Genomic DNA, 24,159 nt, shown 5'->3' with positions numbered 1-24,159 from the left:
ATTCGTAGGGTCGACCGTTGGTCGACCACCGCGCGACGCGCGGCGCAAGCCTCAAAAACCGTGCTGTTTCGGCTGATCCACACCCGTCCGGAGTTTAAAGATGACCGAAGCCGCCCCTCAGCCCCCGCACAGCACCTGCAACCCAGCCTCATCCAGAATCTCGACAGTGTTCAGGTGGGGCAGGGCAATCAAGCCCTGCTGCCGCAGCTTGGTGAACGTGCGGCTCACCGTTTCCATGGTCAGGCCAAGATGGTCGGCAATGTCGCTGCGCCCCATCGGCAGGATCACCCGCAAGCCATTCCCGCCCAGCCGCGCTTCACGCGCGGCCAGCCGCAGCAGGAAATCAGCCAGCTTTTCGGCAGGCTGCAGGCGGCCCAGCGCCAGCGCGGCATCGGCTGCTTCATCCAGCGCCTGGCAGGCGCGCTGCAGCAGCTTGCGCTCCAGGTGCGGATAGCGGGCGCGCAGGTCCTTCATCGGGGCCAGGCCCACGCGGCAGACCCGGCTGTCGGCAATGGCTTCGATGTCGTAGCGGTGATGGTCGCTGCCGGTCAGCCCGAGATAATCACCGGGCAGCACGAATCCGCTGACCTGGCGGCGGCCATCTGCCAGGGTGCGGACCAGCCGCAGCGCGCCTTCGGTCAAGGTATAGACATGTTGGCGGGCCTCGCCAGCGCGGACCAGGGTAGCCCCCAGCGGCAGCGGCTGCGACACCGTGACCCGTTCCAGGGCCTGGACTTCATCGGGCGACAGCGCCGAACACACGGCCAGGTGGCGCACCGAGCAGTGCAGGCAGTCACGCAGCGGCGAGCAGCCCGGTGCGGGATCTTCTACAGCGGCAACGGCGGTTCCGGAGTGGGGCCGGGTCATGTCGAACCAGGGAGCGGGGCCTGCCTATGATACGTCATGCGGCCGTTGGCCAAGTTCGACGCGGCCGATGAAGGCCGCGCGGCCCGGCTGCGGCTAGAATATGCAGCTCGCTCTTCCCCCAAGTTCCCCCGCAGGAGTCCCGCAAGTGATCAAGCCCCGTACGCCGCCCGGCATCATGGAACTGCTGCCGCGCGAGCAGATCGCGTTCCAGCGCATGCTGGACGTCATCCGCCGCAATTACGAGCGGTTCGGGTTCCTGCCGGTGGAAACCCCGGTGTTCGAGCTGTCCGACGTGCTGCTGACCAAGTCCGGTGGCGAGACTGAGCGCCAGGTGTATTTCGTGCAGTCGACAGGCGCGCTGGCCAATGCAGCCGAAGCGGGTGACAAGAGCCTGCCGGAGCTGGCGCTGCGCTTCGACCTGACCGTGCCGCTGGCGCGCTACGTGGCCGAGCACGAACACGACCTGACCTTCCCGTTCCGCCGTTACCAGATGCAGCGGGTGTACCGCGGCGAGCGCGCCCAGCGCGGCCGGTTCCGCGAGTTCTACCAGTGCGACATCGACGTGATCGGCAAGGACAGCCTGAGCACGCGCTATGACGCCGAAGTGCTGGCGGTCATCCATGCGGTGTTCGCGGAGCTGCGCATCGGTGATTTCTCGGTCCAGCTGAACAACCGCAAGCTGATGCGCGGTTTCTTCGAAAGCCTCGGCGTGGCCGACGGCGAGCGGCAGATGGCGGTGCTGCGCGAGGTCGACAAGCTCGACAAGCGCGGCCCGGATTACGTGCGCGAAACGCTGACCGGCGAAGGCTTTGCGATCCCGGCCGAACAGGTGGACCGGATCCTGGCGTTCGTGGCGGTGCGCTCGAGCAGCCACGCTGACGCGCTGGCGCAGCTGGACGCGCTGATCGCCGATGGCACTGCCAGCGAGACGCTGAAGCTGGGTGTGGCCGAGCTGCGCGAGGTGCTGCAGCTGGTGAAGGCGCTGGGCGTGCCGGAAACGGCGTACTGCCTGAACTTCTCGATCGCGCGCGGCCTGGATTACTACACCGGCACGGTGTACGAAACCACGCTCACCGACCACCCGCAGATCGGGTCGATCTGTTCGGGCGGCCGTTACGAGGACCTGGCCAGCCACTACAGCAAGTCCAAGCTGCCGGGCGTGGGCATTTCCATCGGCCTGACCCGCCTGTTCTGGCAGCTGCGCGAGGCGGGGCTGATCGCAGGCATCGAAGACAGCAGCGTGCACGCGCTGGTGGCGCTGATGGACGACAACGGCCTGGCCGATTCGCTGGATATCGCCCGTCGCCTGCGCGTGGGCGGGATCAACGCGGAAGTGCAGATGGAGCCGAAGAAGATCGGCAAGCAGTTCCAGTACGCGGCCAAGGCAGGCATCCGCTTCGTGGTGCTGGCCGGTGAAGACGAGCTGGCGCGCGGCGTGGTGGCGGTGAAGGATCTGCTGCGCGAGCAGCAGTTCGACGTTGCCCGCGACGAGCTGGCCAGTGCATTGCAGGTGGAGCTGGAGCAGACGCGCGCGATGGCGTGAGTCTGGTTTGGTTGATGCTTGTGTGACAACGGCACCTTCGGGTGCCGTTGTTGTTTTTGGGTGTCTGATTGCGGGATTTCGCTGTGCACTGGGCGTTGCCCGGTGCTTCCATGCATCCCGGCGAACAGCCTGTTTGCACGCTATCCCTGGTTTGGCGGGACGGTGCGGGTTTGCGGGACACGCCGTGAATCCGTCCTTGGAGGCTTGGCAAAAACATCCATGTTTTTGACAGTCCCGCAAACCCGCCCCGTCCCACCTTCGACGGGTGGCTGGTGGCCAGGGGTAACAGCGAAAGCGTCTTCGTTTCCGGGTCATGCGTTATCGCATGTGGATGGCTTCCTGGCAGTCGTCTTACGACCGACCCTACCGCTGCGGACGTCATGGATAGCAGCGGCAGGGTTGGTTTCCAGACGACCGCACTGAACAACTCAACGTCCGGTAACGCAAGAAAAACATCGAACCCGGCCTTTGACGTTCCGTGGCCACCAACACACCGTCGAGGGTCGGCGGGGACGGGTATGCGGGACCGTAGAAAACATGGATGTTTTCTACGAGCCCCCATGGACGGGTTCACGGCGTGTCCCGCATACCCGCACCCGCCGGCCCAGCTCGGGCCATGCAAAGGCCACCAGCTGTTCGCGCAGATCCATCGCCAGCCGGGCAGCGCCCGGCGACGGATCGCTTAGCTCGCTCCCCGCTGGAATGAGGGCCTTAACCTGAACGGAGGAACCAGAAAGCTCAAGCCGATTTGGCATCAGGACGCTTTTGCGCTAATGTAATAGCACGCTATTACATTGATACGATGAAAATCCGCCCTGTCCCCCGTGAGAAAGATCCCCAGGCCGACCTGGACAGCCTGGCTGGCGCCTTTGCCGGCCTGTCCAGCGCCGGGCAGGTCACTGCGTTCCTGCGCGACCTGTGCACCCCGGCCGAGTTGGAGGCGCTGTCCGACCGCTGGAAGGTAGTGCCGCTGCTGCGGCAGGGCGTGCCGTATCGCGAAATCCATGAATTGACCGGTGTCAGCGTGACCACCACCGGGCGCGTGGCGCGCTCGCTGGACCATGGCCACGGCGGCTATGCCGCCGCCATTGCCGCGACCGCCACGCCTGCAGCCCCCGAATCCGAGTAGAGACCTCCCCCATGAGTGCAACCCAGACCGCCCCGGCACGTGACCGGCTGCGTATTGCCATCCAGAAGAGCGGGCGCCTGGCCGAACCGGCGCGCAGCCTGTTGACCGCCTGCGGGCTGAGCTGGCGGCAGAGCCGCGACAAGCTGTTCTGCTACGGCGAATCGCTGCCGGTGGACCTGCTGCTGGTGCGCGATGACGACATCCCCGGCCTGATCGCCGATGGCGTCTGCGATTTCGGCATCGTCGGCCGCAATGAACTGGACGAGCAGGGCGCTGCGCGCCGCCGCATTGGCCTGCCGGATGCCTACCAGGCGCTGCGCGGCCTGAACTTCGGCCAGTGCCGGCTGATGCTGGCCGTGCCCGAGGAATGGGACTGGCAGGGCGTGCAGCAGCTGGCCGGCAAGCGCATCGCCACCAGCTACCCCGCGATCCTGGCCGACTGGCTGGCCGAGCGCGGCGTGGATGCCCAGGTGGTGGAGCTGTCCGGTTCGGTGGAGATCGCTCCGCGGCTGGGCACCGCCGACCTGATCTGCGACCTTGTCTCCAGCGGCGCCACTTTGGCCGCCAACCAGCTTAAGCCGGTGGAAACGCTGCTGGAAAGCGAAGCCGTGCTGGCCGGCCCGGTGAAAACCCCAGACGATGCCCGCGCTGGCCTGATGGCCATGCTGCTGCGCCGCCTCGACGGCGTGGTGAAGCTGCAGGACAGCAAGCTGCTGATGTTCCGCGCCGAACTGGACCGCGTGTCTGAACTGGCCCGCCTGTTGCCCGATGCCGACCCGCTGGTGCAGTTGCCCGATGATGGCGGCCACCTGCGTTTGCAAACCATGTGCCACGGCGCATTGACCTGGCAGCGGTTGGAAGAGCTGGAGCGCGCAGGCGCCCAGGGGTTGATGGTGTTGAGCGTGGAGCGGTCGCTGGCATGAATCGTCTGCAATGGTCCCAGTTGAGCGACAGCGAACAGGCACAGGCGCTGCAGCGCCCGGCGCAGGCCGTGGCCGCGCGTACCCGCGAATCGGTGGCCGCGCTGATCGCGGCGGTGCGTGATGATGGTGATGCCGCCCTGCGCGAAATCAGCCTGCGTTTCGACGGCGTGGCCCCGGCCTCGTTCGAAGTGAATGATGAGGAATTCGCCGCCGCCGAGCGTGCGGTACCGGTCGAATTGCGCCAAGCGATGACCGAGGCCGCCGAGCGCATCCGCCTGTTCCACAAGGCCGGCATGAGCCAGGGTTATGCGGTGGAAACCGCGCCGGGCGTGCGCTGCGAACGCATGGTGCGGCCCATTGGCCGCGTCGGCCTGTACGTGCCGGCGGGCAGCGCGCCGCTGCCGTCCACCGCATTGATGCTCGGCGTGCCGGCGCAGCTGGCCGGCTGCCGTGAAGTGGTGCTGTGCACGCCGCCGCGCCGCGATGGCAGCGCCGATCCGGCCGTGCTGGTGGCCGCGCGCCTGACCGGCGTGCACCGCGTGTTCAAACTGGGCGGTGCGCAGGCGATTGCCGCCATGGCCTACGGAACGGCCAGCGTACCTACCTGCGACAAGCTGTATGGCCCGGGCAACAGCTACGTGACCGAAGCCAAGCAGCAGGTGGCCCAGGATGGCGCGGCGGCGATCGACATGCCGGCCGGCCCTTCCGAAGTCCTGGTGATCGCCGATGCCGGCGCCAACCCCGCCTTCGTCGCCGCCGATCTGCTTTCGCAGGCCGAACACGGGCCCGATTCGCAGGTGCTGCTGCTCACCGATGATGCCGACATGCTGGCCAGGGTCGAGGCGCAGGTGCAGGTACAGCTGGCGCAGCTCTCGCGCGCCGACATCGCCGCGCAGGCACTGCAGTCCTCGCGGCTGATCCTGGTCGATTCGCTGGTACAGGCCTTCCAGATCAGCAACCGCTACGCCCCCGAGCACCTGATCCTGGCGCTGCGCGAACCGCGCGACTGGCTGGCGCAGGTGGAAGCGGCCGGTTCGGTGTTCCTGGGCGATTACACCCCCGAAGCGCTGGGCGATTACTGCAGCGGCACCAACCACGTGCTGCCCACCGCCGGCGCCGCGCGCGCCTACAGCGGGGTGAGCGTGGCCAGCTTCCAGAACATGATCAGCGTGCAGGCCGCCACCGCACAGGGGATCGCCGCCATCGGCAACTGCGCGCGCGTGCTGGCGCGTGCCGAAGGGCTGGACGCGCACGAGAACGCGGTGGCACTGCGCATGGAGACGGCCGCATGAGCGACGGTACCGTGCTCGACCTGGTGCGCAGCGACCTGCGCGCGTTCGCCGGGTATTCCTCGGCACGCAGCAGCGCGCTGGTGGGTGACGTATGGCTCAACGCCAATGAATCGGCCTGGGCCAATCCTGCCGACGCGCAGGGCATCGCCCGCCGCTACCCCGAACCGCAACCCGAAGCGCTGCGCGCGCGGCTGGCCGCGCTGTACGGCTGCTCCGCCGACCAACTGCTGATCGGCCGTGGCAGCGATGAAGCCATCGACCTGCTGGTGCGCGCACTGTGCGAACCCGGCCGCGACGCCGTGCTGGTGACCCCGCCGGTGTTCGGCATGTATGCGGTGTGCGCGCGCCTGCAGAATGCACCGCTGCTGGAAGTGCCGCTGCGGGATGCCGGGGATGCGTTGGAGGCGGATATCGACGCCATCATCGCCGCCGCCCTGGCAGGCAATGCCAAGCTGGTGTTCCTGTGCACGCCGTCGAACCCGGCCGGCAGCACGATCTCGCTGGACGACATCGAACGCGTTGCCCGGGCGCTGCAGGGCAGGGCACTGGTGGTGGTGGATGAGGCCTACGGCGAGTACGCGGAGCAGGCATCGGCCACCAGCCTGCTGGCGCACCGTGACAACGTAGCGGTGCTGCGCACCTTGTCCAAGGCCCACGCCCTGGCCGCCGCCCGGATCGGCAGCCTGATCGCCGCCCCCGCGTTGATCCAGACGCTGCGCCGTTGCCAGGCCCCGTACCCGGTGCCCGCGCCATGCACTGCACTGGCCCTGGCCGCGCTGGAACCGGCCGCGCTCGAGGTCACCGCATCGCGCGTGGCCCAGATCAAGGCCGAGCGTGGCCGCCTGGCGGCGGCCCTGCAGCAGGCCCCCGACGTGGTCCGCGTGTACCCCTCGCAGGGCAACTACCTGCTGGTGCGTTTCAATGACGCCCAGGCCGCGTTCGACGCGCTGCTCGCCGCTGGCGTGGTGGTGCGCGACCAGCGCGCCGCGCCGCAACTGTACGATGCACTGCGCATCACCGTTGGCAGCCCGGAGGAGAACGACCGCGTGCTCCAGGTACTCAGCGCCCGGAGGGCCGCCGCATGACCCCCATCCTGTTCGTCGACCGCGACGGCACCCTGATAGAAGAGCCCGCCGATTTCCAGATCGACGCCTACGAAAAGATCCGCTTCGTGCGCGATGTGATTCCGGCGATGCTGAAGCTGCGCGATGCCGGCTACCAGTTCGTGATCGTCAGCAACCAGGACGGGCTGGGCAGCGAAGGCTACCCGCAGGCGTCCTTCGACGGCCCCAACGACCTGATGCTGCAGATCTTCGCCAGCCAGGGCATTGTGTTCCGTGAGGTGTTGATCGATGGCACCTGGCCGCACGACAACGCGCCCACGCGCAAGCCCGGCATCGGCATGATGCTGCCGTACCTGCAGGACCGCAGCATCGACTGGGCGCGCTCGGCCATGGTCGGTGACCGCCCGACCGACATCCAGTTCGCGCAGAACATGAACATCCGTGGCTTCCAGCTGCGCACCGGACAGTTTGGTGGTGAGTGGGACTGGAACGGCATCGCCCATGAACTGGCCGATGCGCCACGCCGCGCCACCGTACAGCGCAACACCAGGGAAACCCGCATCCGGGTCGAGGTCGACCTGGACCGCACCGCCGAACCGCAGACCCACACCGGGCTGCCGTTCTTCGACCACATGCTGGAGCAGATCGGCAAGCACGGCGGTTTTGCATTGAGCGTGCAGGCCGAAGGCGACCTGCACATCGACGAGCACCACACCATCGAAGATACCGGGCTGGCGCTGGGCCAAGCCCTGCGCGAAGCACTGGGCGACAAGCGCGGGATCGGCCGCTACGGCTTCACCCTGCCGATGGACGAGACCCTGGCCAGCGCCGCGCTGGACTTCAGCGGCCGCCCATACTTCGTGTTCGAAGGCGAGTTCAAGCGCGAGCGCGTGGGCGACATGCCGACCGAGCTGGTGCCGCACTTCTTCCGGTCGCTGTGCGATGCCTCGGGCCTGAACCTGCACCTGAGCGTGCGCGGCGACAACGACCACCACAAGGTGGAAGCCTGCTTCAAGGCGTTGGCCCGCGCACTGCGCCAGGCGCTGCCACGGCAGGGCACGGCGCTGCCCAGCACCAAGGGGGCGCTGTGACCGACGTTGCCCTCATCGATGCCGGCGGCGCCAATCTCGGCTCGGTGCGCTACGCACTGGAGCGACTGGGGGCACGCGTGCAACTGGTGCGCGATGCGGCGGGCCTGCGCGGCGCATCGCGGGTGATCCTGCCCGGCGTGGGCGCGGCGCCGCACGGCATGGCACGCCTGCATGCGCAGGGCCTGGTGCAGCCGCTGCGTGAGCTGCAGGTCCCACTGCTGGGCATCTGCCTGGGCATGCAGCTGCTGTTTGAACACTCCGAAGAGGGCAACGTGGAATGCCTGGGCCTGCTGCCGGGCGTGGTCCGCCACCTGCACCCGGCGACCGGCATCCGCGTCCCGCACATGGGCTGGAACCGGCTGCTGCCGCTGCGCCAGGCCGCGCTGATGGACGGCGTGGCCGACCGCGCCAGCGCCTACTTCGTGCACAGCTATGCCGCCCCCTTGAACGAACACACCGTGGCCGCCTGCGACCACGGCGGCCTGTTCGCGGCAGTGGTGCAGCGCGGCCGCCACAGTGGCGCGCAGTTCCACCCCGAGCGTTCCGCCGCCACCGGCGCGCGGATCCTGCGCAACTTCCTCGAGAACGAACCCGCATGAGTTTCACCGTCTATCCCGCGTTGGACATCCGTGAGGGGCGCGTGGTGCGCCTGCTGCAGGGCGACTACGCCCAGCAGACCACCTACGGCGACGATCCGCTGCCGCGCGCGAAGGCGTTCGCTGCAGCGGGTGCGAGCTGGATGCACCTGGTCGACCTGGACGCCGCGCGTGCCGGCGGCTACACCCTGGCCCCGCTGCTCAGCGCAATTGCCAGCGAAAGTAGCCTGAAGGTGCAGACCGGTGGCGGCATCCGTCGCCGCGACGATGTGGCGCGGCTGCTGGATGCCGGCGCGGCGCGCGTGGTGGTGGGCTCGGTGTCGGTACGCGAGCCGGAGACCGTGATCGGCTGGCTGCAGGCGTTCGGCGCCGACCGCCTGACCATCGCACTGGACGCGCGCCAGGCCGACGACGGCCGCTGGCTGCTGCCGGTCCATGGCTGGACCGAAACCGCCGACGTGACCCTGGACGAGCTGGCCCAGCGCTATGCGCAGGCCGGCATGCGCCACCTGCTGTGCACCGATATCGCCCGCGACGGCATGCTGTCCGGCCCCAACATCGACCTCTACCGTCATCTCTCCAACCTGCTGCCTGGCGTAGCGGTGCAGGCCTCGGGCGGGGTACGCAGTGCCGCAGACGTAGCCGACGCCAAGGCGGTCGGCTGCGGCGGGGCGATCCTCGGCAAGGCGCTGCTGGAAGGCCGCATGACCCTGCAGGAGGCGCTGGCATGTTGAGCCGCCGGCTGATTCCGTGCCTGGACGTGCGCGATGGCCGCGTGGTCAAGGGCGTGCGCTTCCGCGATCACGTGGACATGGGCGACATCGCCGAACTGGCGCTGCGCTACCGCGACCAGGGCGCCGACGAGCTGGTGTTCTACGACATCGGCGCCAGCCCGGAAGGGCGCGCGGTGGACGTGGGCTGGATCGAGCGCATCGCGCGGCTGATCGACATTCCATTCTGCGTGGCGGGTGGCATCAGCGACGTGGAGACCGCCCGCCGCGTGCTGTATGCCGGCGCGGACAAGATCTCGATCAACTCGCCGGCGCTGGGCCGCCCCGCGCTGATCGAAGAGCTGGCCGATGCCTTCGGCGTACAGTGCGTGGTGGTCGGCATCGATTCGGTGCGCGAGCCCGATGGCGAGTGGCGCGTGCGCCGTTTCAGCGGCGACCCGGACAAGACCCAGGCGGTGCCGGTGCGGACCCTGGACTGGCTGGTGGAAGCCCAGCGCCGTGGCGCCGGCGAGATCGTGCTCAACTGCATGGACAGCGACGGCGTGCGCCGCGGCTACGACGTGGCCCAGCTGCGCCAGGCGCGGGCGCTGTGCAGCGTGCCGCTGATCGCCTCCGGCGGTGCCGGCGACATGCAGCACTTTGCCGATGTGTTCGACCAGGCCGATGTTGACGGCGCCCTCGCCGCCAGCGTGTTCCACAGTGGCGCCATTGCCATTCCCGCGCTCAAGCAGTTCCTGCGCGAGCAGCAGATCGAGGTTCGTGATGTCTATTGAAGTATTGCCCTCCCGTGAGTCGCTGGAACAGCTGGACTGGGCCAAGGGCGATGGGCTGTTGCCGGTGGTGGTGCAGGACGCCGACACGCTCGCGGTGCTGATGCTGGGCTACGCCAACGCCGAATCGCTGGCGCTGACCCTGGAAACCGGGCACATGACCTTCTATAGCCGCAGCAAGCAGCGGCTGTGGACCAAGGGCGAATCGTCCGGCAACGTGCTGGCGGTGGTCGCCGTGCGCGTGGACTGCGACCGCGACACCCTGCTGGTGAGCGCGCGCCCGGCTGGCCCGACCTGCCACACCGGCAGCGAGAGCTGCTTCGCGCAGGCGCCCGGCAACTTCCTCGGTCGTCTCGACGCGCTGGTGCGCGAACGCGAACAGCAGCGCCCGGCCAACAGCTACACCACCACCCTGTTCGAGCAGGGTCTGCGCCGGATCGCGCAGAAAGTCGGCGAAGAGGGCGTGGAGACGGCGCTGGCTGGCGTGGTGCAGGACGACGGTGCATTGCTGGGCGAATCGGCCGACCTGCTGTTCCACCTCACCGTGCTGCTGCGCGCCCGTGGGCTGTCGCTGCAGGATGCGGTGGGGGTGCTGGTGGCCCGCCACGCCGGTTGAGCGGGCCTCACGTTATTTAACGTCGTTGAAACGGGCCACAGGGGATGATGTGCGGCTTTACAATCGCCCACCTCCAACGGAACGCCTCGATGACCCGCACTGCTGCCTGGCTGGCCTGCCTGCTGTTGATGTCCGCACCTGCCTGGGCCAGCGAGGCCACCGTGACCGGCAAGGTCTACCAGGAGCGCGACGGCAAGCCCGGTCGCGGCCCGACCGACCCGGCGCTGGCAGGGGTGCAGGTCTCCAACGGTGAGCAGATCGTGCGCACCACCGCCGACGGCAGCTACAGCCTGCCGGTGCGCGATGGCCAGACCGTGTTCGTGATCAAGCCCGACGAATTCCGCTTCCCGGCCGCGGCCAACGGCATGCCCAGCTACTGGCGGCACTACGCCCCGCAGGGGTCGCCGCGGCTGAAGTACGACGGCATCGCTGCTACCGGCGGCAATGTGCGCAACTGGGATTTCGCGCTGGAGCCGGTCAAGGACGCCGACGCGGCACGCGCCGGTTTCGAGATGCTGGTGTTCACCGATTCGCAGACCGCCAGCCGCCAGGATGTGGGCTATTACCATCGCGCCATTGTCGAACCGATCATCGGCAAGCATCCGGCGCGGCTGGGCACCACGCTGGGCGACATCGTCAACGACGATCTGTCGCTGTACCCGCAGATCAACAAAGCCACCGCACAGCTGCAGGTGCCGTGGTTCCATGTGCCGGGCAACCACGACCTGGACATGGATGCCGGCGATGACCGCCATTCGCTGGACAGCTGGCGCGCGGTCTATGGCCCGGACACCTACGCGGTGGAGGAGGGCGGCGCCAGCTTCGTGTTCCTGGATGACGTGGTGTATGACCCGGCTGCGAAGCCGAAGTACGTCGGCGGCCTGCGCCCGGACCAGTTCACCTTCCTGGCCAACTACCTCAAGAGCGTGCCGCGTGACCGCCTGCTGGTGCTGGGCATGCACATTCCGCTGTTCGATGCCGCGCCGGGCCGCGAGACCTTCCGCCACGCCGACCGCGCGCGCCTGTTCGCCCTGCTCAAGGATTTCCCGAACGTGCTGGTTCTCAGTGGGCACAGCCACACCCAGCAGCACTACTACCACGGTGCGGCCGAAGGCTGGCAGGGCAGCAAGCCGCTGCACGAGTACAACGTGGGCGCGGCCTGCGGTGCGTTCTGGTCAGGCGTGAAAGACAGCAGCGGCATTCCAGATGCCACGATGAGCGACGGCACCCCGAATGGGTACGCAGTGCTCTCGGTGAAGCCCGGTGGCGAGTACGGCCTGCGCTATTACGTGGCGCGCGCGCCGGATGATTACCAGATCGCCCTGCACGCGCCCAAGGTGCTGCGCAAGGGCGCCTACCCGGCCTGGGGCGTGTACGCCAACGTGTTCATGGGCCAAGCCGACACGCTCGTGGAGTATCGCGTCGACGATGGCGCGTGGCAGAGCATGAAGCGGGTGGAGCAGCCGGACCCCCGCCTGGTGGTCGAGAACGTCGCCGACGACACCGCCGAACGCCTGCGCGGTTTCGACCGCTCGCCCGAAGCCACGCCCTCGCCGCACCTCTGGCGGGGCGCGCTGCCGACGGATCTGGCCGCTGGTGCCCACAGAGTGGACGTCCGCGCCGTCCACGCCGACGGCCCCACGGCAACGGCCAGCACCACCTATCGGCTGCAGGTAGCCAACCCGTAACGGTCCAGGGCGCACACCGCAATACGCCCAGGTACGGCAAACCCCGGCTTTGCAAAGCCAACACGATCACCGAAAATCCCGGCAATGACATCGAATCCACCCAAGGCCTGCGCGTGAGCGTTGCAGTACCGTTCCCGGACGCGCATCCGGTCCACCCGCGCCCGGGTTCCCCAGGGGACACGTTGATCGTCGCCGATGTCGGCGGTACCTACGCACGCCTCGCCCTGGCCGACGTGGTGCCCGGCCAGGCGCCGCGCATCCGCAACCTGCGTCGTTTTGCCTGCGCCGAGTTCCCCAGCCTGGCGGCCATCCTCGCCGCGTTCCGGGCCTCGCAGCACCTGGCGCCGGCCACCGCCGTGGTCGCCATTGCCGGGTTGCTGGAAGGCGACCACCTGGTCAACACCAACCTGCCGTGGCCGGTCTCGGTGGCGGACACGCGACGGGACGCAGGGCTCGCCACGCTGGACCTGATCAACGATTTCGAAGCCGTTGCCTATGCGATTCCGCACGTGGCAGCGGACACCCTGGCGGCGTTGAACGGCGAGCCGACCGACGGCAACCGCTGGCCCGCCCTGGTGCTCGGCCCGGGCACGGGGCTGGGCGGCGCACTGCGCTTCGAGGCCGGCGCACGCGCGGTGCTGGCCAGCGAAGCCGGGCATGCCGCGCTCGGCGCCGGCACCGCGCTGGAACTGCAGGTGCTGCAGCAGATGCTGGCGCGCTGGGACCACGTGGACAACGAACGCATCCTGTCCGGCAGCGGCCTGATGAACCTGTATCCCTGCCTGTGCGGCATTCGCGGGGTGGAACCGCAGTGGACCACGCCGGAAGCGTTGATCGCCGCCGCGCATGCGGGCGACGACGCGCTGGCGGTGGAGACGATGGAGGTGTTCTGCGGTTGGCTGGGCAGCCTGGCCGGTGACCTGGCGGTGACCTTCGGGGCGCGCTCGGTGTACCTGGCCGGCGGCATCTCCAGCCACGTGGCCCGTTTCCTCGACGATGGCCATTTCCGCACCCGTTTCCTGGCCAAGGGCGTGATGCGCCGGGTGCTGGAGCAGGTGCCGGTGTGGCGGGTGGAACATGGCGAGCTGGGCGTGGTGGGCGCGGCCGTATGGCACGCCGAACATCGCTGCGCCGCCGCATAAGCATTTTCCCGGCCCTCCCGGGCTGGTTCATGGCGTTGGGAGAGCAACCAGTGACTGATCGTAGACAGTTCCTACAGGCCGGTGCATTGGCCGCAGGCGTGATGGCGTTTCCGCGCGTGCAGGCCCGGGCCAGTGGGCGCGCGCGGGTGGTGTCCACCTGGGATTTCGGCGTAGGGGCCAACCAGGCTGCGTGGAAGGTGTTGTCCACCGGCGGCAGTGCGTTGGATGCGGTGGAGACCGGAGCACGCTGGGCGGAAAGCGAACTGTGCAATCCGACCGTGGGGCGCTGCGGCAACCCGGACCGTGACGGGGTGCTGAGCCTGGATGCCAGCATCATGGCCGGCGACGGCCGCTGTGGTTCGGTGGCAGCGCTGAGCGAGATCCTGCACCCGGTATCGGTGGCCCGCAAAGTGATGGAACAGACCCCGCACGTGATGCTGGTAGGCGAGGGTGCCCAGCAGTTCGCGGTGCAGCAGGGTTTCAAGCGCGAAAAACTGCTCACTCCGGCCGCGGAAAAAGCCTGGCGGGAGTGGTTGAAGACCGCGCAGTACACCCCCGAGATCAACGCCGAACGGCGCACGCGGCCGGGCGACAGCAGCAACCACGACACGCTCGGCATCCTCGCCATGGATACGCAGGGCCAGCTGGCCGGGGCCTGCACCACCAGCGGCATGGCGTGGAAGCTGCATGGGCGGGTGGGTGACAGCCCGATCATCGGTGCCGGCCTGTACGTGGACAACGAGGTAGGCGCGGCAACCGCGTCGGGCGTGGGCGAGGAAATGATCCGCAACGCAGCGTCATTCCTGGTGGTGGAACTGATGCGCCAGGGCCGCTCTCCGGCAGAAGCCTGTCGCGAAGCGATCGCACGGGTGGTACGCAAGCGCCCCGAAGCCAGCAGGACGCTGCAGGTCTGTTTCCTGGCCATGGACCGCAATGGCGAGGTCGGCGCGTACGCGCTGCATCGCGGTTTCGTCTACGCGGTATGCGACAAGGACCGCCAGGACGACCTGCGCGATTCGGCCTCGGTATACACCAGCGAGCAGACCTGAGCATGCAGCGGCGCACCCTCGAGATCGCCTCGAACTCCGTTGCATCGGCCCTGGCGGCGCAGCAGGGCGGTGCCGACCGCATCGAACTGTTCGACAACCTGGCCGAGGGCGGCACCACGCCTTCGCACGGCAGCATCGCGGTGGCGAGGGACCAGCTACGGATTCCGCTGTTCGTGCTGATCCGCCCGCGCCCGGGCGACTTCCGTTACGACGCCCTGGAAACCGACATCATGCTGCGCGATATCGCACAGTGCCGGCAGTTGGGGTGCGACGGGGTGGTGATCGGCGCACTGGATGCCGACGGCAACATCGACACCGCGCTGTGCCGCGAACTGGTCGCCGCCGCGGGGCCGCTGGGCGTCACCTTCCACCGGGCGTTCGACGCTGCGCGTGACCTGCCGACCGCGTTGGAGCAGGTGATCACGCTGGGCTGCCAGCGGATTCTGAGTTCCGGTGGCCAAGCCAGCGCGGAAGCGGGCAGCGACATGCTGGCCAGGCTGGTCGCCCAGGCAGGTGATCGCCTTTGCGTGATGGCCGGCGCGGGTATTGGTCCGGGCAACGTCGCGGACATTGCCACGGCTACCGGATGCCGTGAACTGCACGCGTCTGCAAAGGCGGTCCGCGTCTCGGGCATGCGTTATCGCAATGACGACCTGCGTGGCCTGGACAACGACTGGACGCAAACGGATGCCAACATCGTGGCTGGGTTGCGCGCTGCGCTGGACGGTTTCGTCTCGTAAGGCAACAGCAACAGCAGCGTCTTCAATGCTACGAGCAGGGAGGCAGTCGGGCAGCCCCTTACGGGACACGCCGTAAACCCATCCTTGGGGGCTTGGCAAAAACATCCATGTTTTTGACAGTCCCTACAGGGGCCACCCGCCTGCCTCCCCGACGGATTGCGTGTGCGGTTGGAAGAAGCAGCCACGCAGGGCGTGGCTCTACGCAGTTGCCGTTGCCTTTCCGATGGCCACCAACACACTGTCAGAGGGTCGGCGGGTGTGGGGGTACGGGGGCTTTACCAAACATGGATGTTTGGTAAGAGCCCCCATGGAAGGGTTCACGGCGCCCCCCGTACCCCCACACCCGCCGGCCCTGCACGCGTACCCGGGCAAACGACGGCTTTTGCTTTGGCTGTTCCGTTGGCTTCGGCTTCGGCTTTGGCCTCTACATCAAACCCCAAAAAAAACGACAACCGCCTATGACAGCGCGGTTGCCGTGGAGGAGCGTTTCCCCTGCCCGAAGGCAGGGGTGGGTTGACGCTTAGAACTTGTAGGTCGCGCCGAAGTACAGCTGGCGGCCCGAGTACAGGCTGGAGATCAGACGGGCATCGGTATCGTTGCCGAGGTGGATGCGCTGTTCTTCCTTGGTGGCGTTCAACACAGAGGCGGTGAAGGTCAGCGCGTCGGTGAAGTTGTAGGCCACGTTGAGGTCGAGCTGTGCGTACGGCTCGGTGTACTCGGTCATGCCGCCGTTCAGGCCACCGACCACTTCACCGCGACGGTTGTACGAGGCACGTGCCAGGAACTTTTCGTTCTCGTAGAACACCGTCACGTTGGCCTGGTTCTTGGCGCTGCCGACCAGCGGCGACGAACCGATGCTTTCACCATCGAGCACGATCGAGGCCAGGTTGGTGTCGTTGTAGGTGTAGTTGGCCTGCACACCGAAGCCCATGTCGAACGTGTACTGACCGTACAGTTCCACGCCCTGCGACACGCCATCGCGGCCGTTGGCCTGGGTCTCGTAATCCTGCACCGTGACCGACTCGCCGCCGACCACCATCTGCACGTCACGCACCACCGGCACGGTGAAGTTGTCCACGTTCTTGCGGAACAGGCCGATACCCGCGACCGCGCCCGGCTTGAAGTACCACTCCAGGCCCACGTCGAACTGGGTGGCCTCGAACGGCTCCAGGTTCTTGTTGCTGCCGTGGCCCTGCCAGCCTTCCTGCGGCGCGCCACCGGCGACGCGACGGTCATTGACGTACTCGGCGCTGTAATAGCTCAGTGCGCCCGGTGCGGCAATGCTGGTGTAGCTCGGGCGCGCGATCACCTTCGACGCCGCGCCGCGCAGCACCAGGTTCTCGGTGATGTCCCAGGCGATGTTGAAGCTCGGCAGGAAGTCGGTGTAGGTCTTGTCGGTGCCGATCAGCTCGAACGACTTCTGCCGCGCCAGGCTGTCAGGCAGGCGGACGAAGCCGCTTTCGCAACCGTAGGTCGGGAACGCTGCCGCCGCCGGGTCGGTACACGACATCGGTGCACCGGACGCGTTGTCGAGGAAGTAGTCGTTGAAGCGTTCGATCGCATCGCTGGACTGTGCGAACTGCTCGGTACGCACCACGCGCAGGCCGACATTACCGCGCAGGCGGTCGGTACGGAAGTTGGCCTGGAAGTAGCCGGCGTAGACCTTCTCGTTGACGTTGTAGACGAAATCTTCTTCGGTGCGGTTGTGCGAACCGCCGTAGCGGTCGTTGAGGTAGTTGATGTACGCCGGGTAGTTGATGCCCGGGAACACGTTGGCGTTGAAACCGCCGTTGATGCCGCTGATCGGGTTGGACAGGAAGAAGCCCGGCTGCGCAATGCCGGCCGTGTTGTCGCAGCCCGCCTGGTAGCGGTTGTTGTCATAGTCCGCCGGGTCGGTGCCCGGGCAGACCCAGTAGGTGTTGCCGGTATTGCGGTGGACCTTGCCATCGCTGTACTTGGCGCCGAACTGGAACGAATCCAGCCAGCCGGTCTCGAACAGCTTGGTGAAGTCGGCCTGGAAGTGGTTCTGCTTGATCTCGGTCTGCATCCAGGACGAATCAGTCGAGCCGGTGTCCACTTCAGCAATGCCGTTCATCAGCTGCTGCTGCAGGTCGGGCGAGAACGTGGCCGACGGCGTGCCGGTCAGGTCCCATGCCGAGTACTGGTTGCCGGTCTGCCACACGCCATCGACACGGCGGCGCGGCTTGGCCGACATGCGGAACTTCATCGACGGGCCACCTTCGGACCAGGTGCGGCCGCCGCTGAAGGACGCCTTCCACAGCGGGCTGATGTCCCAGTCGACGCTCAGGTCGGCGGTCTGCGACAGCGCCTTTTCGCGGCTGTAATCGCCGGTCAGCTGCGGGGTGGGGATGGTGCAATCATCCGGACCCCAGCCACCCGGCGGCAGGCCGGCGGCGGCAGCTTCGTCTTCACTGCAGTAGTAGGTCTTGCCCGGGATCTTCTCGAACTGCGCGCCGGTGACGATGGAGCCGCTGGGATCCATGGTCAGGCCGTTGAGCAGGCGACCGCCGGCCCAGTTGCCGTCCTGGTTGTAGCGGGCCATGTTCCATTCCGGAATCTTGAGCATGTTCTGGGTGTAATCACCCTCCAGCTCGAAGCGGAAGTAGTTCGCCGTCAGCGTTACGTTGTCGGTCGGCTTGAACTGGAAGGTGAACTGACCGCCCTTGCGCTGGCGCTCTTCTTCCTTGACCGCGAAGTTCACCGAGGTCGGCATGTAGAAGTCGGTGTAGTTGCGGCCGTTCTGGTCGTTGAAGCCGGAGTTGCCCCACCAGTAGTTGACGCCCCCCTGGTTCATGTCATTGCCGAACACGTCGCGCGCGGTGGTGTCGGTGCCATACCACTGGTAGTTTTCCGTGGTGGCTTCCATGGTGCGGCTGGTGCGCTTCTGCTGGGTCACGCCGACCAGCACGCCGAAGCGCTCGTCGTCGCTGTGCCAGGAGTAGAGCGCCGACGCCTGCGGGTCGACGTCACGGCTGTTGTCCGAGGAGGTGCCTTCCAGGGTCACGTAGCCGGAGTTGGACTCCATCTCCAGCGGGCGGCGGGTGTGCAGGATGACCGTGCCGCCGATGCCGCCTTCGTCGATGCGCGCTTCGGGCGACTTGAACAGCTCGGCGCTGGACAGCATGTTCGACGGCAGCAGGGTGTAATTGAACGAACGGCTCGCCTCGTCATTGGTTTCGGAGGTGGCGATGTAGTTGCCGTTCAACTGGGTCAGGGTCAGGTCCGGGTCCAGGCCGCGCACGCTGACGCTCTTGCCTTCGCCGCCGTCGCGGGTGATCACCACGCCCGGCACGCGCTGCAGCGAATCGGCGACGTTCTTGTCGGGGAACTTGCCCACGTCTTCGGCCGTGATCACTTCAACCACGGCGTTGGCGTCGCGCTTCTGCTGCAGGCTCTTCTCGATGGCGTAGCGGTAGCCGGTCACCTGCACGCTGTCGAGCGTGGTCGCCGAGGGGGCCTCGGTCGGGGTGGCGGCCTGCTGGGCGAACGCGGCGGCCGGCACGAAGGCAGCGGCGGCCAATGCGAAGGTGATGGCGGCCGACAACGCGTCGCGGCCGTGTTTGCGGGACATCTGGTTCATTCCACTCTCTCCCTTGGATTGAAGCGTATGGCTGACACGTTGTATCGATCTAAATTCGGAGGCCGAATTGGCGTGGGGTTACAGGTCTCCACGCCCGCCGTGGCCGGTTCTGTGACGGTTTGGAGTTGGATCGATCTAAACCGCTGGCGGCGAATTTTTAACACGGCCGGGCCCGGGACGCATGCTGCTGCGCAATATGGACGGGGAGGGGGTAGATGTGCCTATGGCCCCTGGTAGGTGGTTTGTTATGTTGCGCCGCAGAATGCATCCCGCAATTTGTCCATGGTTTACTTAAATCGATCTAAATTCACGTCGTCGTGACTTTGGAGCGATCCAAACCATAGGACCCACTGCATGCGCCGATTGCCGTCCCGCCTTGCCCTTCCGCCCCTGCGCCGCCCGCTGGCGGGCCTGGCCTGCCTGGCCGTGCTGGCCTTCACCCCGATGCTGCAGGCCGCCCCGGCCGCGCTCGAGCGGGAGGTCAACACCTTCATCGGCAGCAAGGATGACGGCAATACGTTCCCGGGCGCCTCGGCCCCGTTCGGCCTGATCCAGGTCAGTCCGATCGGCGAACACTATGCCGGCTGGCGCTATGACGATCCGAAAATCCGCGGCTTCGGCCATTCGTTCCTGTCCGGCGCCGGCTGCTGGGAACAGGGCGGCCAGGTCTCGGTGCTGCCGGTGACCGGCACCATCGGCCCGGGCGGTGATTTCGATACCGACAACGCCAAGAGCTTCGACCACAAGGCCTACGCCTCCGGTTACACCCACGAAGGCGAAGTCGGCCAGGCCGGCTACTACAAGGTGCGCCTGACCAGCTACGGCGGCATCGACGCCGAAGCTACCGCCCGCACCCGCGCCGCCGCCGAGCGCTACACCTTCCCGGCCGACGCCGGGACCGGCCACGTGCTGGTCAACGTGGGCCAGGCCAACGAGCGCCATTCGGTGATCGGCAGCGTGATCGACGTGGTTGGCGACCGCGTGGTCGAAGGCAAGCTGGTCACGAAGAGCTTCTGCGGTGGCCACCAGTACACCACCTGGTTCCGCATCGAATTCGACCGCCCGTTCAAGGCCCATGGCACCTGGGGCGAGGGCGGTGGCCTGCCCGGCGCCCGCCATGGCATGGAAGGCGAGCTCAAGCCCAGCGGCGCGTGGCTGAGCTTCGACCTGTCCAAAGGCCGCGCGATAACGGCGGTCAGCGCCATTTCGCACGTGGATGCCGACGGCGCACGCGCCAACCTGCGCAGCGATGGCATGCAGGATGGCCGCCTGCTTGGCTTCGAGCGCATGCGCAGCCTGTCGCAGCAGCAGTGGCGCAAGGAACTGTCGACCGTGCGCGTGGACAGCAAGCATGCCGACGACCGTACCGTGCTCTACACCGCGCTGTACCACGCGCTGCTGCAGCCGCTGACCGGCAGCGATGCCGACGGCCGCTACCGTGGCTACGACGACAACATCCACCGCGCCGAGGGCTGGACCTATTACGAGTATTTCTCGCTGTGGGATACCTACCGTGCGCAGAACCAGTGGCTGGCGCTGACCCGCCCGCAGGTGACCCGGGATATCGGCCGCAGCCTGCTCGCGATCAACGAGCAGGGCGGCTGGCTGCCGCGCTGGGGCTACGCGAATTTTGAAACCAACATCATGACCGGCGACCCGGTCACCCCCTTCATGGTCGACCTGTGGCGCTTCGGCGCGCTGGCCGGGCGCGAAGGCGAGGCCTACACCGCACTGCGCCGCAACGCGTTTGAACTGCCGCCGATGAACTCGCGGCATGCCGGCCGCTCGGGCAACCCGGGCTACGTGGAGAATGGCTACGTCGCCTACGACCGCGCCTTCCCGTCCAAGGGCATGGATGTCGATCCGCACCACGGTGGCTCGGCCACCCTGGAGTACGCCCTGGCCGACTGCGCGTTGGCGCAGATGGCCGATGGCCTGGGCCATGCCGACGATGCCGGCGTGCTGCGCCAGCGCGGCCGCAACTGGCAGAAAGTGTGGGACCCGAGCGTGCGTGACGAGGAAACCGGCATGAGCGGCTTCCCGCGCCCGCGCATGGACGATGGCAAGTGGTACCTGCCGGCCGACGGGCATTACAGCCCGCGCTCGCACCACGGGTTCCATGAAGGCACGGCGTGGCAGTACCAGTGGCTGGCCCAGCAGGACGTCCCCGGCCTGGTCCAGGCCATGCACGGCCGCGAGAACGCCGGCAAGCGCCTGGATGCGTTCTTTGCCTACGACGCCCTGCTGCAGTCGCCGCTGCAGGCCGCCCGCAAGGAGTGGGTGGTGGGCCCGTACAGCTACTACAACCAGTACCGCTACAACCCCAACAACGAACCGGACCTGCATGCACCGTGGATGTACACGCTGATCGGCCAGCCGTGGAAGACCGCCACGGTGGTGCGCGCCGCGCAGCAGCTGTTCACCAACGCGCCCAATGGCGTCACCGGCAACGATGACCTGGGCACCATGTCGGCCTGGTACCTGTTCAGCGCGCTGGGCCTGTACCCGGCGGTGCCGGGCAGCGGCGAGTTCCTGCTGCATACCCCGCGCTTTGCCAAGGTCGAGGTCGACCTCGGCCAGGGCCGCACGCTGCGTCTGCAGGCTCCCGGTGCCGACGGCCGCAAGCTGCAGTACGTGCAGGGCGTGCAGGTTGATGGCCAGGCGCATGCCCCGGTGTGGGTGGACTGGAACCGCCTGCAGCAGGGCGGCACCATCGCCTACACCCTGGGCGATACCGCACCGGAAGGCGGCTGGGGTACCCAGGTCGACGCCCTGCCGGTGTCGTACTGCGCCACCCCGGGGGCCGCGCTGGAATGAGCTTGCAGGCCGCGATCCGTTGACCGATGTGATCGTTTAGGCTTGCAGGACCATGAGGACGCCGACGCCACGATGAAAAAGGACACTTCCGCTGCCAAGGGAACCCGCGCCAGCACGCCCCGTGCCGGTGCCGCACGTGCGGTCACCGTGACCGACATCGCCGATGCCATCGGCGTGTCGCGCGCCACGGTGTCGCTGGTGCTGCGGGGCAGCCCGCTGGTCAATGTCGACACCCGCGCGCGGGTGGAAGCCGAACTGCGCCGGCAGCGTTATGTGTACAACCGGGGCGCAGCCAACCTGCGCCGGCGGACCTCGACCAGCGTGGCACTGGTCATCAACGACCTGTCCAACCCGTTCTTCGCCGAATTCGCTTCCGGTGTAGACGAGGCGCTTGGCGCGAAGGGCTACGTGACCCTGCTGGGCAGCACCGGTGAATCGCCGGTGCGGCAGCAGGCGGTGTTGACCACGCTGATGGAACACACCCCGGCCGGCCTGATCCTGTCGCCGGCCGAAGGCAGCGATGCCACCGAAGTGCGCCAGGCCGTGGGCTATGCCAACGTGCTGCTGTTCAACCGCGAGCTCAAGGGCGGCGACTGGGATTTCCTCACCCTGGACAACCAGCAGGGCGCTTACCTGGCCACCCGCCACCTGATCGAGCAGGGCCATCGCCGCATCGCCTTCTTCGGCGGCCATGCTGAGTCCAGCTCCTGCCACCAGCGCCGCACCGGCTATGCGCAGGCCCTGGCAGAGGCGGGGTTGTCGGTGAAGCCGGACTGGCTGATTGAATCAGCGCCCAACCGGTTGGAAGCCGCCGCGCGTTCGGGCGAACTGTTCACCGGCGACGTGCCCACCGCAGCGGTCTGCTACAACGACACGGTAGCCTTGGGCCTGATGCTGGGCCTGGCCTCGCGCGGCGTGCAGCCGGGCCGCGATTTCGCGGTGACCGGGTTCGATGACATTTCCGAAGCAGCGGTGGCGTTGCCGCCGCTGACCACGCTTACCGTCAATCCGCGCGAGCGCGGCCGCCAGGCGGCCGAACTGCTGCTGCAGCGGCTGGACGATCCCACCGCCGCACCGCGCCATACCGTGGCGCCGGTGCAGCTCCGTATCCGTGACAGCAGCGGCCCCGCCGTCGGCTGATCCCGTTCCCTTTCACCTGCCCGCACACTGAGGCGCGTTACGCATGCCCATTTCCCCAACGCATCGCCTGCCCACATCGTCATCCACCGCGCCCGTGGTCAACACGCGCATGGCGCTGGCGGTGGCCACCACGATCTTCTTCATGTGGGGGTTCCTGACCTGCCTCAACGACATCCTGATTCCGCACCTGAAGGCGGTGTTCGAACTGAACTACGCCAAGGCGATGCTGGTGCAGTTCACCTTCTTCGGCGCGTACTTCCTGATGTCGCTGCCGGCCGGTCGGCTGGTGGCGCACCTGGGCTACAAGAAGGGCATCGTGGCCGGCCTGGCCATCGCCGCCGTTGGCGCGCTCGGCTTCTGGCCGGCCGCCGAACTGCGGGTGTATGAAGCCTTCCTTGGCGCGCTGTTCGTGCTCGCCACCGGCATCACCGTGCTGCAGGTGGCGGCCAATCCGTACGTGGCGCTGCTCGGCCCGGAACAGACCGCCTCGAGCCGCCTGACCCTGGCGCAGGCGTTGAACTCGCTGGGTACGGCAATCGCGCCGATCTTCGGCGGCCTGCTGATCCTCGGCAACACGGTCAAGAGTGCCGATGAACTGGCCGCACTCGGCGCGGCCGAACAGCTGGCCTACCGCACCCAGGAAGCTCAGTCGGTGCAGGGCCCTTACGTGGGCCTGGCGATCGCGCTGGCGCTGCTGGCGGTGTTCGTCTACCTGTTCCGCCTGCCGGCGTTGAATGAAACCACCGAACAGGCCGACCCGGTCAAGCACACCCTGATGGATGCGCTGCGCCACCGCCACGTGACCTTCGGGGTGCTGGGCATCTTCTTCTACGTCGGTGCGGAAGTCTCGATCGGCAGCTTCCTGGTCAATTACCTGTCGATGCCGAACATCGGCGGCCTGACCGAACAGCAGGCCACCGGCTACGTGTCGGCCTACTGGACGATGGCGATGATCGGCCGCTTCGCTGGTTCGGCGATCATGACCCGCTTCTCCCCGCGCCTCCTGCTTACCCTGTTTGCCGCGGCCAACGCGGTGCTGCTGGCAGTGACCATGGCCAGCGAAGGGCAGGTGGCGATGTACTCGGTGGTGGCCATCGGCCTGTTCAACTCGATCATGTTCCCGACCATCTTCGCGCTCAGCATCGAGCGCCTGGGCGCGCTGACCAACAAGGCCTCCAGCCTGCTGATCATGGCCATCGTCGGTGGCGCGATCATCCCGTTCCTGCAGGGCCTGCTGGCCGACCGCATCGGCCTGCACCTGTCTTTCATCCTGCCGTTGCTGTGCTACGGCTACATCCTCTTCTACGGCGTGTGGGGCTCGCGCCCGCGCGCCGGTTTCAGCCAGGGGGGCTGAGCGCGT

General features: G+C 67.3%; 19 protein-coding genes. 17 read left to right on the top strand and 2 right to left on the bottom strand.

Annotated features, from left to right (window positions below; genetic code table 11):
• Positions 1–117 precede the first annotated feature (117 nt).
• Positions 118–867, bottom strand: coding sequence for a helix-turn-helix domain-containing protein (locus QE395_RS10285; protein WP_093534467.1), 750 nt, complete (start codon positions 865–867; stop codon positions 118–120).
• 145 nt (positions 868–1,012) lie between these two features.
• Between QE395_RS10285 and hisS the strand changes: the two genes are divergently transcribed.
• The 14 genes from hisS to QE395_RS10215 all read left to right on the top strand — a co-directional run bounded on the left by hisS (position 1,013) and on the right by QE395_RS10215 (position 15,241).
• Complete coding sequence (gene hisS / locus QE395_RS10280; RefSeq protein WP_093534469.1) at positions 1,013–2,410, top strand: histidine--tRNA ligase; 1,398 nt, start codon at positions 1,013–1,015, stop codon at positions 2,408–2,410.
• A gap of 802 nt (positions 2,411–3,212) precedes the next feature.
• Positions 3,213–3,539: a YerC/YecD family TrpR-related protein gene (locus QE395_RS10275; protein WP_068851414.1), complete on the top strand. Its 327-nt coding sequence runs from the start codon at positions 3,213–3,215 to the stop codon at positions 3,537–3,539.
• Between the two features lie 11 nt (positions 3,540–3,550).
• Positions 3,551–4,462 (top strand): ATP phosphoribosyltransferase, encoded by a 912-nt coding sequence (gene hisG / locus QE395_RS10270; RefSeq protein WP_093534473.1) that lies wholly within the window; start codon positions 3,551–3,553, stop codon positions 4,460–4,462.
• A complete protein-coding gene (gene hisD, locus QE395_RS10265) occupies positions 4,459–5,754 on the top strand; it encodes a histidinol dehydrogenase (RefSeq protein WP_306988905.1) in 1,296 nt (431 codons plus the stop codon). Before hisG ends, hisD begins: the two co-directional genes overlap by 4 nt.
• Positions 5,751–6,839: a histidinol-phosphate transaminase gene (gene hisC, locus QE395_RS10260; protein ID WP_306988903.1), complete on the top strand. Its 1,089-nt coding sequence runs from the start codon at positions 5,751–5,753 to the stop codon at positions 6,837–6,839. The genes hisD and hisC overlap by 4 nt, the downstream gene beginning before the upstream one ends.
• Positions 6,836–7,909 carry a bifunctional histidinol-phosphatase/imidazoleglycerol-phosphate dehydratase HisB gene (gene hisB / locus QE395_RS10255; RefSeq protein ID WP_306988900.1) on the top strand — a complete coding sequence of 358 codons (1,074 nt, stop codon included), beginning with the start codon at positions 6,836–6,838 and terminating at the stop codon, positions 7,907–7,909. Before hisC ends, hisB begins: the two co-directional genes overlap by 4 nt.
• On the top strand, positions 7,906–8,508 hold the full coding sequence (gene hisH / locus QE395_RS10250) for an imidazole glycerol phosphate synthase subunit HisH (protein ID WP_093534481.1): 603 nt from the start codon (positions 7,906–7,908) through the stop codon (positions 8,506–8,508). The genes hisB and hisH overlap by 4 nt, the downstream gene beginning before the upstream one ends.
• On the top strand, positions 8,505–9,239 hold the full coding sequence (gene hisA, locus QE395_RS10245; protein WP_306988898.1) for a 1-(5-phosphoribosyl)-5-[(5-phosphoribosylamino)methylideneamino]imidazole-4-carboxamide isomerase: 735 nt from the start codon (positions 8,505–8,507) through the stop codon (positions 9,237–9,239). Before hisH ends, hisA begins: the two co-directional genes overlap by 4 nt.
• Positions 9,233–10,009: an imidazole glycerol phosphate synthase subunit HisF gene (gene hisF, locus QE395_RS10240; protein ID WP_093534485.1), complete on the top strand. Its 777-nt coding sequence runs from the start codon at positions 9,233–9,235 to the stop codon at positions 10,007–10,009. Before hisA ends, hisF begins: the two co-directional genes overlap by 7 nt.
• Positions 9,999–10,622, top strand: a complete 624-nt coding sequence (gene hisIE, locus QE395_RS10235; RefSeq protein WP_093534487.1) for a bifunctional phosphoribosyl-AMP cyclohydrolase/phosphoribosyl-ATP diphosphatase HisIE — start codon at positions 9,999–10,001, stop codon at positions 10,620–10,622. The genes hisF and hisIE overlap by 11 nt, the downstream gene beginning before the upstream one ends.
• Positions 10,623–10,711: 89 nt before the next feature.
• A complete protein-coding gene (locus tag QE395_RS10230; protein ID WP_306988895.1) occupies positions 10,712–12,310 on the top strand; it encodes a calcineurin-like phosphoesterase family protein in 1,599 nt (532 codons plus the stop codon).
• Between the two features lie 182 nt (positions 12,311–12,492).
• Complete coding sequence (locus QE395_RS10225) at positions 12,493–13,452, top strand: glucokinase (RefSeq protein WP_306990470.1); 960 nt, start codon at positions 12,493–12,495, stop codon at positions 13,450–13,452.
• Positions 13,453–13,502: 50 nt separating this feature from the next.
• On the top strand, positions 13,503–14,501 hold the full coding sequence (locus QE395_RS10220) for a N(4)-(beta-N-acetylglucosaminyl)-L-asparaginase (protein WP_306988893.1): 999 nt from the start codon (positions 13,503–13,505) through the stop codon (positions 14,499–14,501).
• 2 nt (positions 14,502–14,503) lie between these two features.
• Complete coding sequence (locus tag QE395_RS10215; RefSeq protein ID WP_306988891.1) at positions 14,504–15,241, top strand: copper homeostasis protein CutC; 738 nt, start codon at positions 14,504–14,506, stop codon at positions 15,239–15,241.
• A 520-nt stretch (positions 15,242–15,761) separates the two neighbouring features.
• Here QE395_RS10215 and QE395_RS10210 read toward each other — a convergent pair.
• Complete coding sequence (locus tag QE395_RS10210; protein WP_306988889.1) at positions 15,762–18,842, bottom strand: TonB-dependent receptor; 3,081 nt, start codon at positions 18,840–18,842, stop codon at positions 15,762–15,764.
• A 354-nt stretch (positions 18,843–19,196) separates the two neighbouring features.
• On the opposite strand from QE395_RS10210, the gene QE395_RS10205 reads away from it, so the two are divergent.
• From QE395_RS10205 to fucP, 3 genes are all read left to right on the top strand, one after another.
• Positions 19,197–21,659, top strand: coding sequence for a GH92 family glycosyl hydrolase (locus tag QE395_RS10205; RefSeq protein ID WP_306988887.1), 2,463 nt, complete (start codon positions 19,197–19,199; stop codon positions 21,657–21,659).
• A gap of 72 nt (positions 21,660–21,731) precedes the next feature.
• Positions 21,732–22,799 (top strand): LacI family DNA-binding transcriptional regulator, encoded by a 1,068-nt coding sequence (locus tag QE395_RS10200; protein ID WP_095363876.1) that lies wholly within the window; start codon positions 21,732–21,734, stop codon positions 22,797–22,799.
• A gap of 109 nt (positions 22,800–22,908) precedes the next feature.
• A complete protein-coding gene (gene fucP, locus QE395_RS10195) occupies positions 22,909–24,153 on the top strand; it encodes an L-fucose:H+ symporter permease (RefSeq protein WP_255220503.1) in 1,245 nt (414 codons plus the stop codon).
• Positions 24,154–24,159: the final 6 nt, after the last annotated feature.

Origin of the sequence: Stenotrophomonas sp. SORGH_AS_0282 (assembly GCF_030818125.1) — a bacterium.
Lineage (GTDB): Bacteria > Pseudomonadota > Gammaproteobacteria > Xanthomonadales > Xanthomonadaceae > Stenotrophomonas > Stenotrophomonas rhizophila_A.
Note: the sequence above shows the minus strand (reverse complement) of the source record. Positions and strands in the feature narration are given on the sequence as shown.

What these genes read in the sequence shown, in the direction of transcription:
- hisC (WP_306988903.1), top strand. Translation starts at nt 5,751, where the DNA reads ATGAGCGACGGTACCGTGCTCGACCTGGTGCGCAGCGACCTGCGCGCG.
- QE395_RS10200 (WP_095363876.1), top strand. Translation starts at nt 21,732, where the DNA reads ATGAAAAAGGACACTTCCGCTGCCAAGGGAACCCGCGCCAGCACGCCC.
- QE395_RS10230 (WP_306988895.1), top strand. Translation starts at nt 10,712, where the DNA reads ATGACCCGCACTGCTGCCTGGCTGGCCTGCCTGCTGTTGATGTCCGCA.
- QE395_RS10215 (WP_306988891.1), top strand. Translation starts at nt 14,504, where the DNA reads ATGCAGCGGCGCACCCTCGAGATCGCCTCGAACTCCGTTGCATCGGCC.
- hisD (WP_306988905.1), top strand. Translation starts at nt 4,459, where the DNA reads ATGAATCGTCTGCAATGGTCCCAGTTGAGCGACAGCGAACAGGCACAG.
- hisB (WP_306988900.1), top strand. Translation starts at nt 6,836, where the DNA reads ATGACCCCCATCCTGTTCGTCGACCGCGACGGCACCCTGATAGAAGAG.
- QE395_RS10205 (WP_306988887.1), top strand. Translation starts at nt 19,197, where the DNA reads ATGCGCCGATTGCCGTCCCGCCTTGCCCTTCCGCCCCTGCGCCGCCCG.
- hisA (WP_306988898.1), top strand. Translation starts at nt 8,505, where the DNA reads ATGAGTTTCACCGTCTATCCCGCGTTGGACATCCGTGAGGGGCGCGTG.
- hisG (WP_093534473.1), top strand. Translation starts at nt 3,551, where the DNA reads ATGAGTGCAACCCAGACCGCCCCGGCACGTGACCGGCTGCGTATTGCC.
- QE395_RS10285 (WP_093534467.1), bottom strand. Translation starts at nt 867, where the DNA reads ATGACCCGGCCCCACTCCGGAACCGCCGTTGCCGCTGTAGAAGATCCC.
- fucP (WP_255220503.1), top strand. Translation starts at nt 22,909, where the DNA reads ATGGCGCTGGCGGTGGCCACCACGATCTTCTTCATGTGGGGGTTCCTG.
- QE395_RS10210 (WP_306988889.1), bottom strand. Translation starts at nt 18,842, where the DNA reads ATGAACCAGATGTCCCGCAAACACGGCCGCGACGCGTTGTCGGCCGCC.
- QE395_RS10275 (WP_068851414.1), top strand. Translation starts at nt 3,213, where the DNA reads ATGAAAATCCGCCCTGTCCCCCGTGAGAAAGATCCCCAGGCCGACCTG.
- hisIE (WP_093534487.1), top strand. Translation starts at nt 9,999, where the DNA reads ATGTCTATTGAAGTATTGCCCTCCCGTGAGTCGCTGGAACAGCTGGAC.
- hisF (WP_093534485.1), top strand. Translation starts at nt 9,233, where the DNA reads ATGTTGAGCCGCCGGCTGATTCCGTGCCTGGACGTGCGCGATGGCCGC.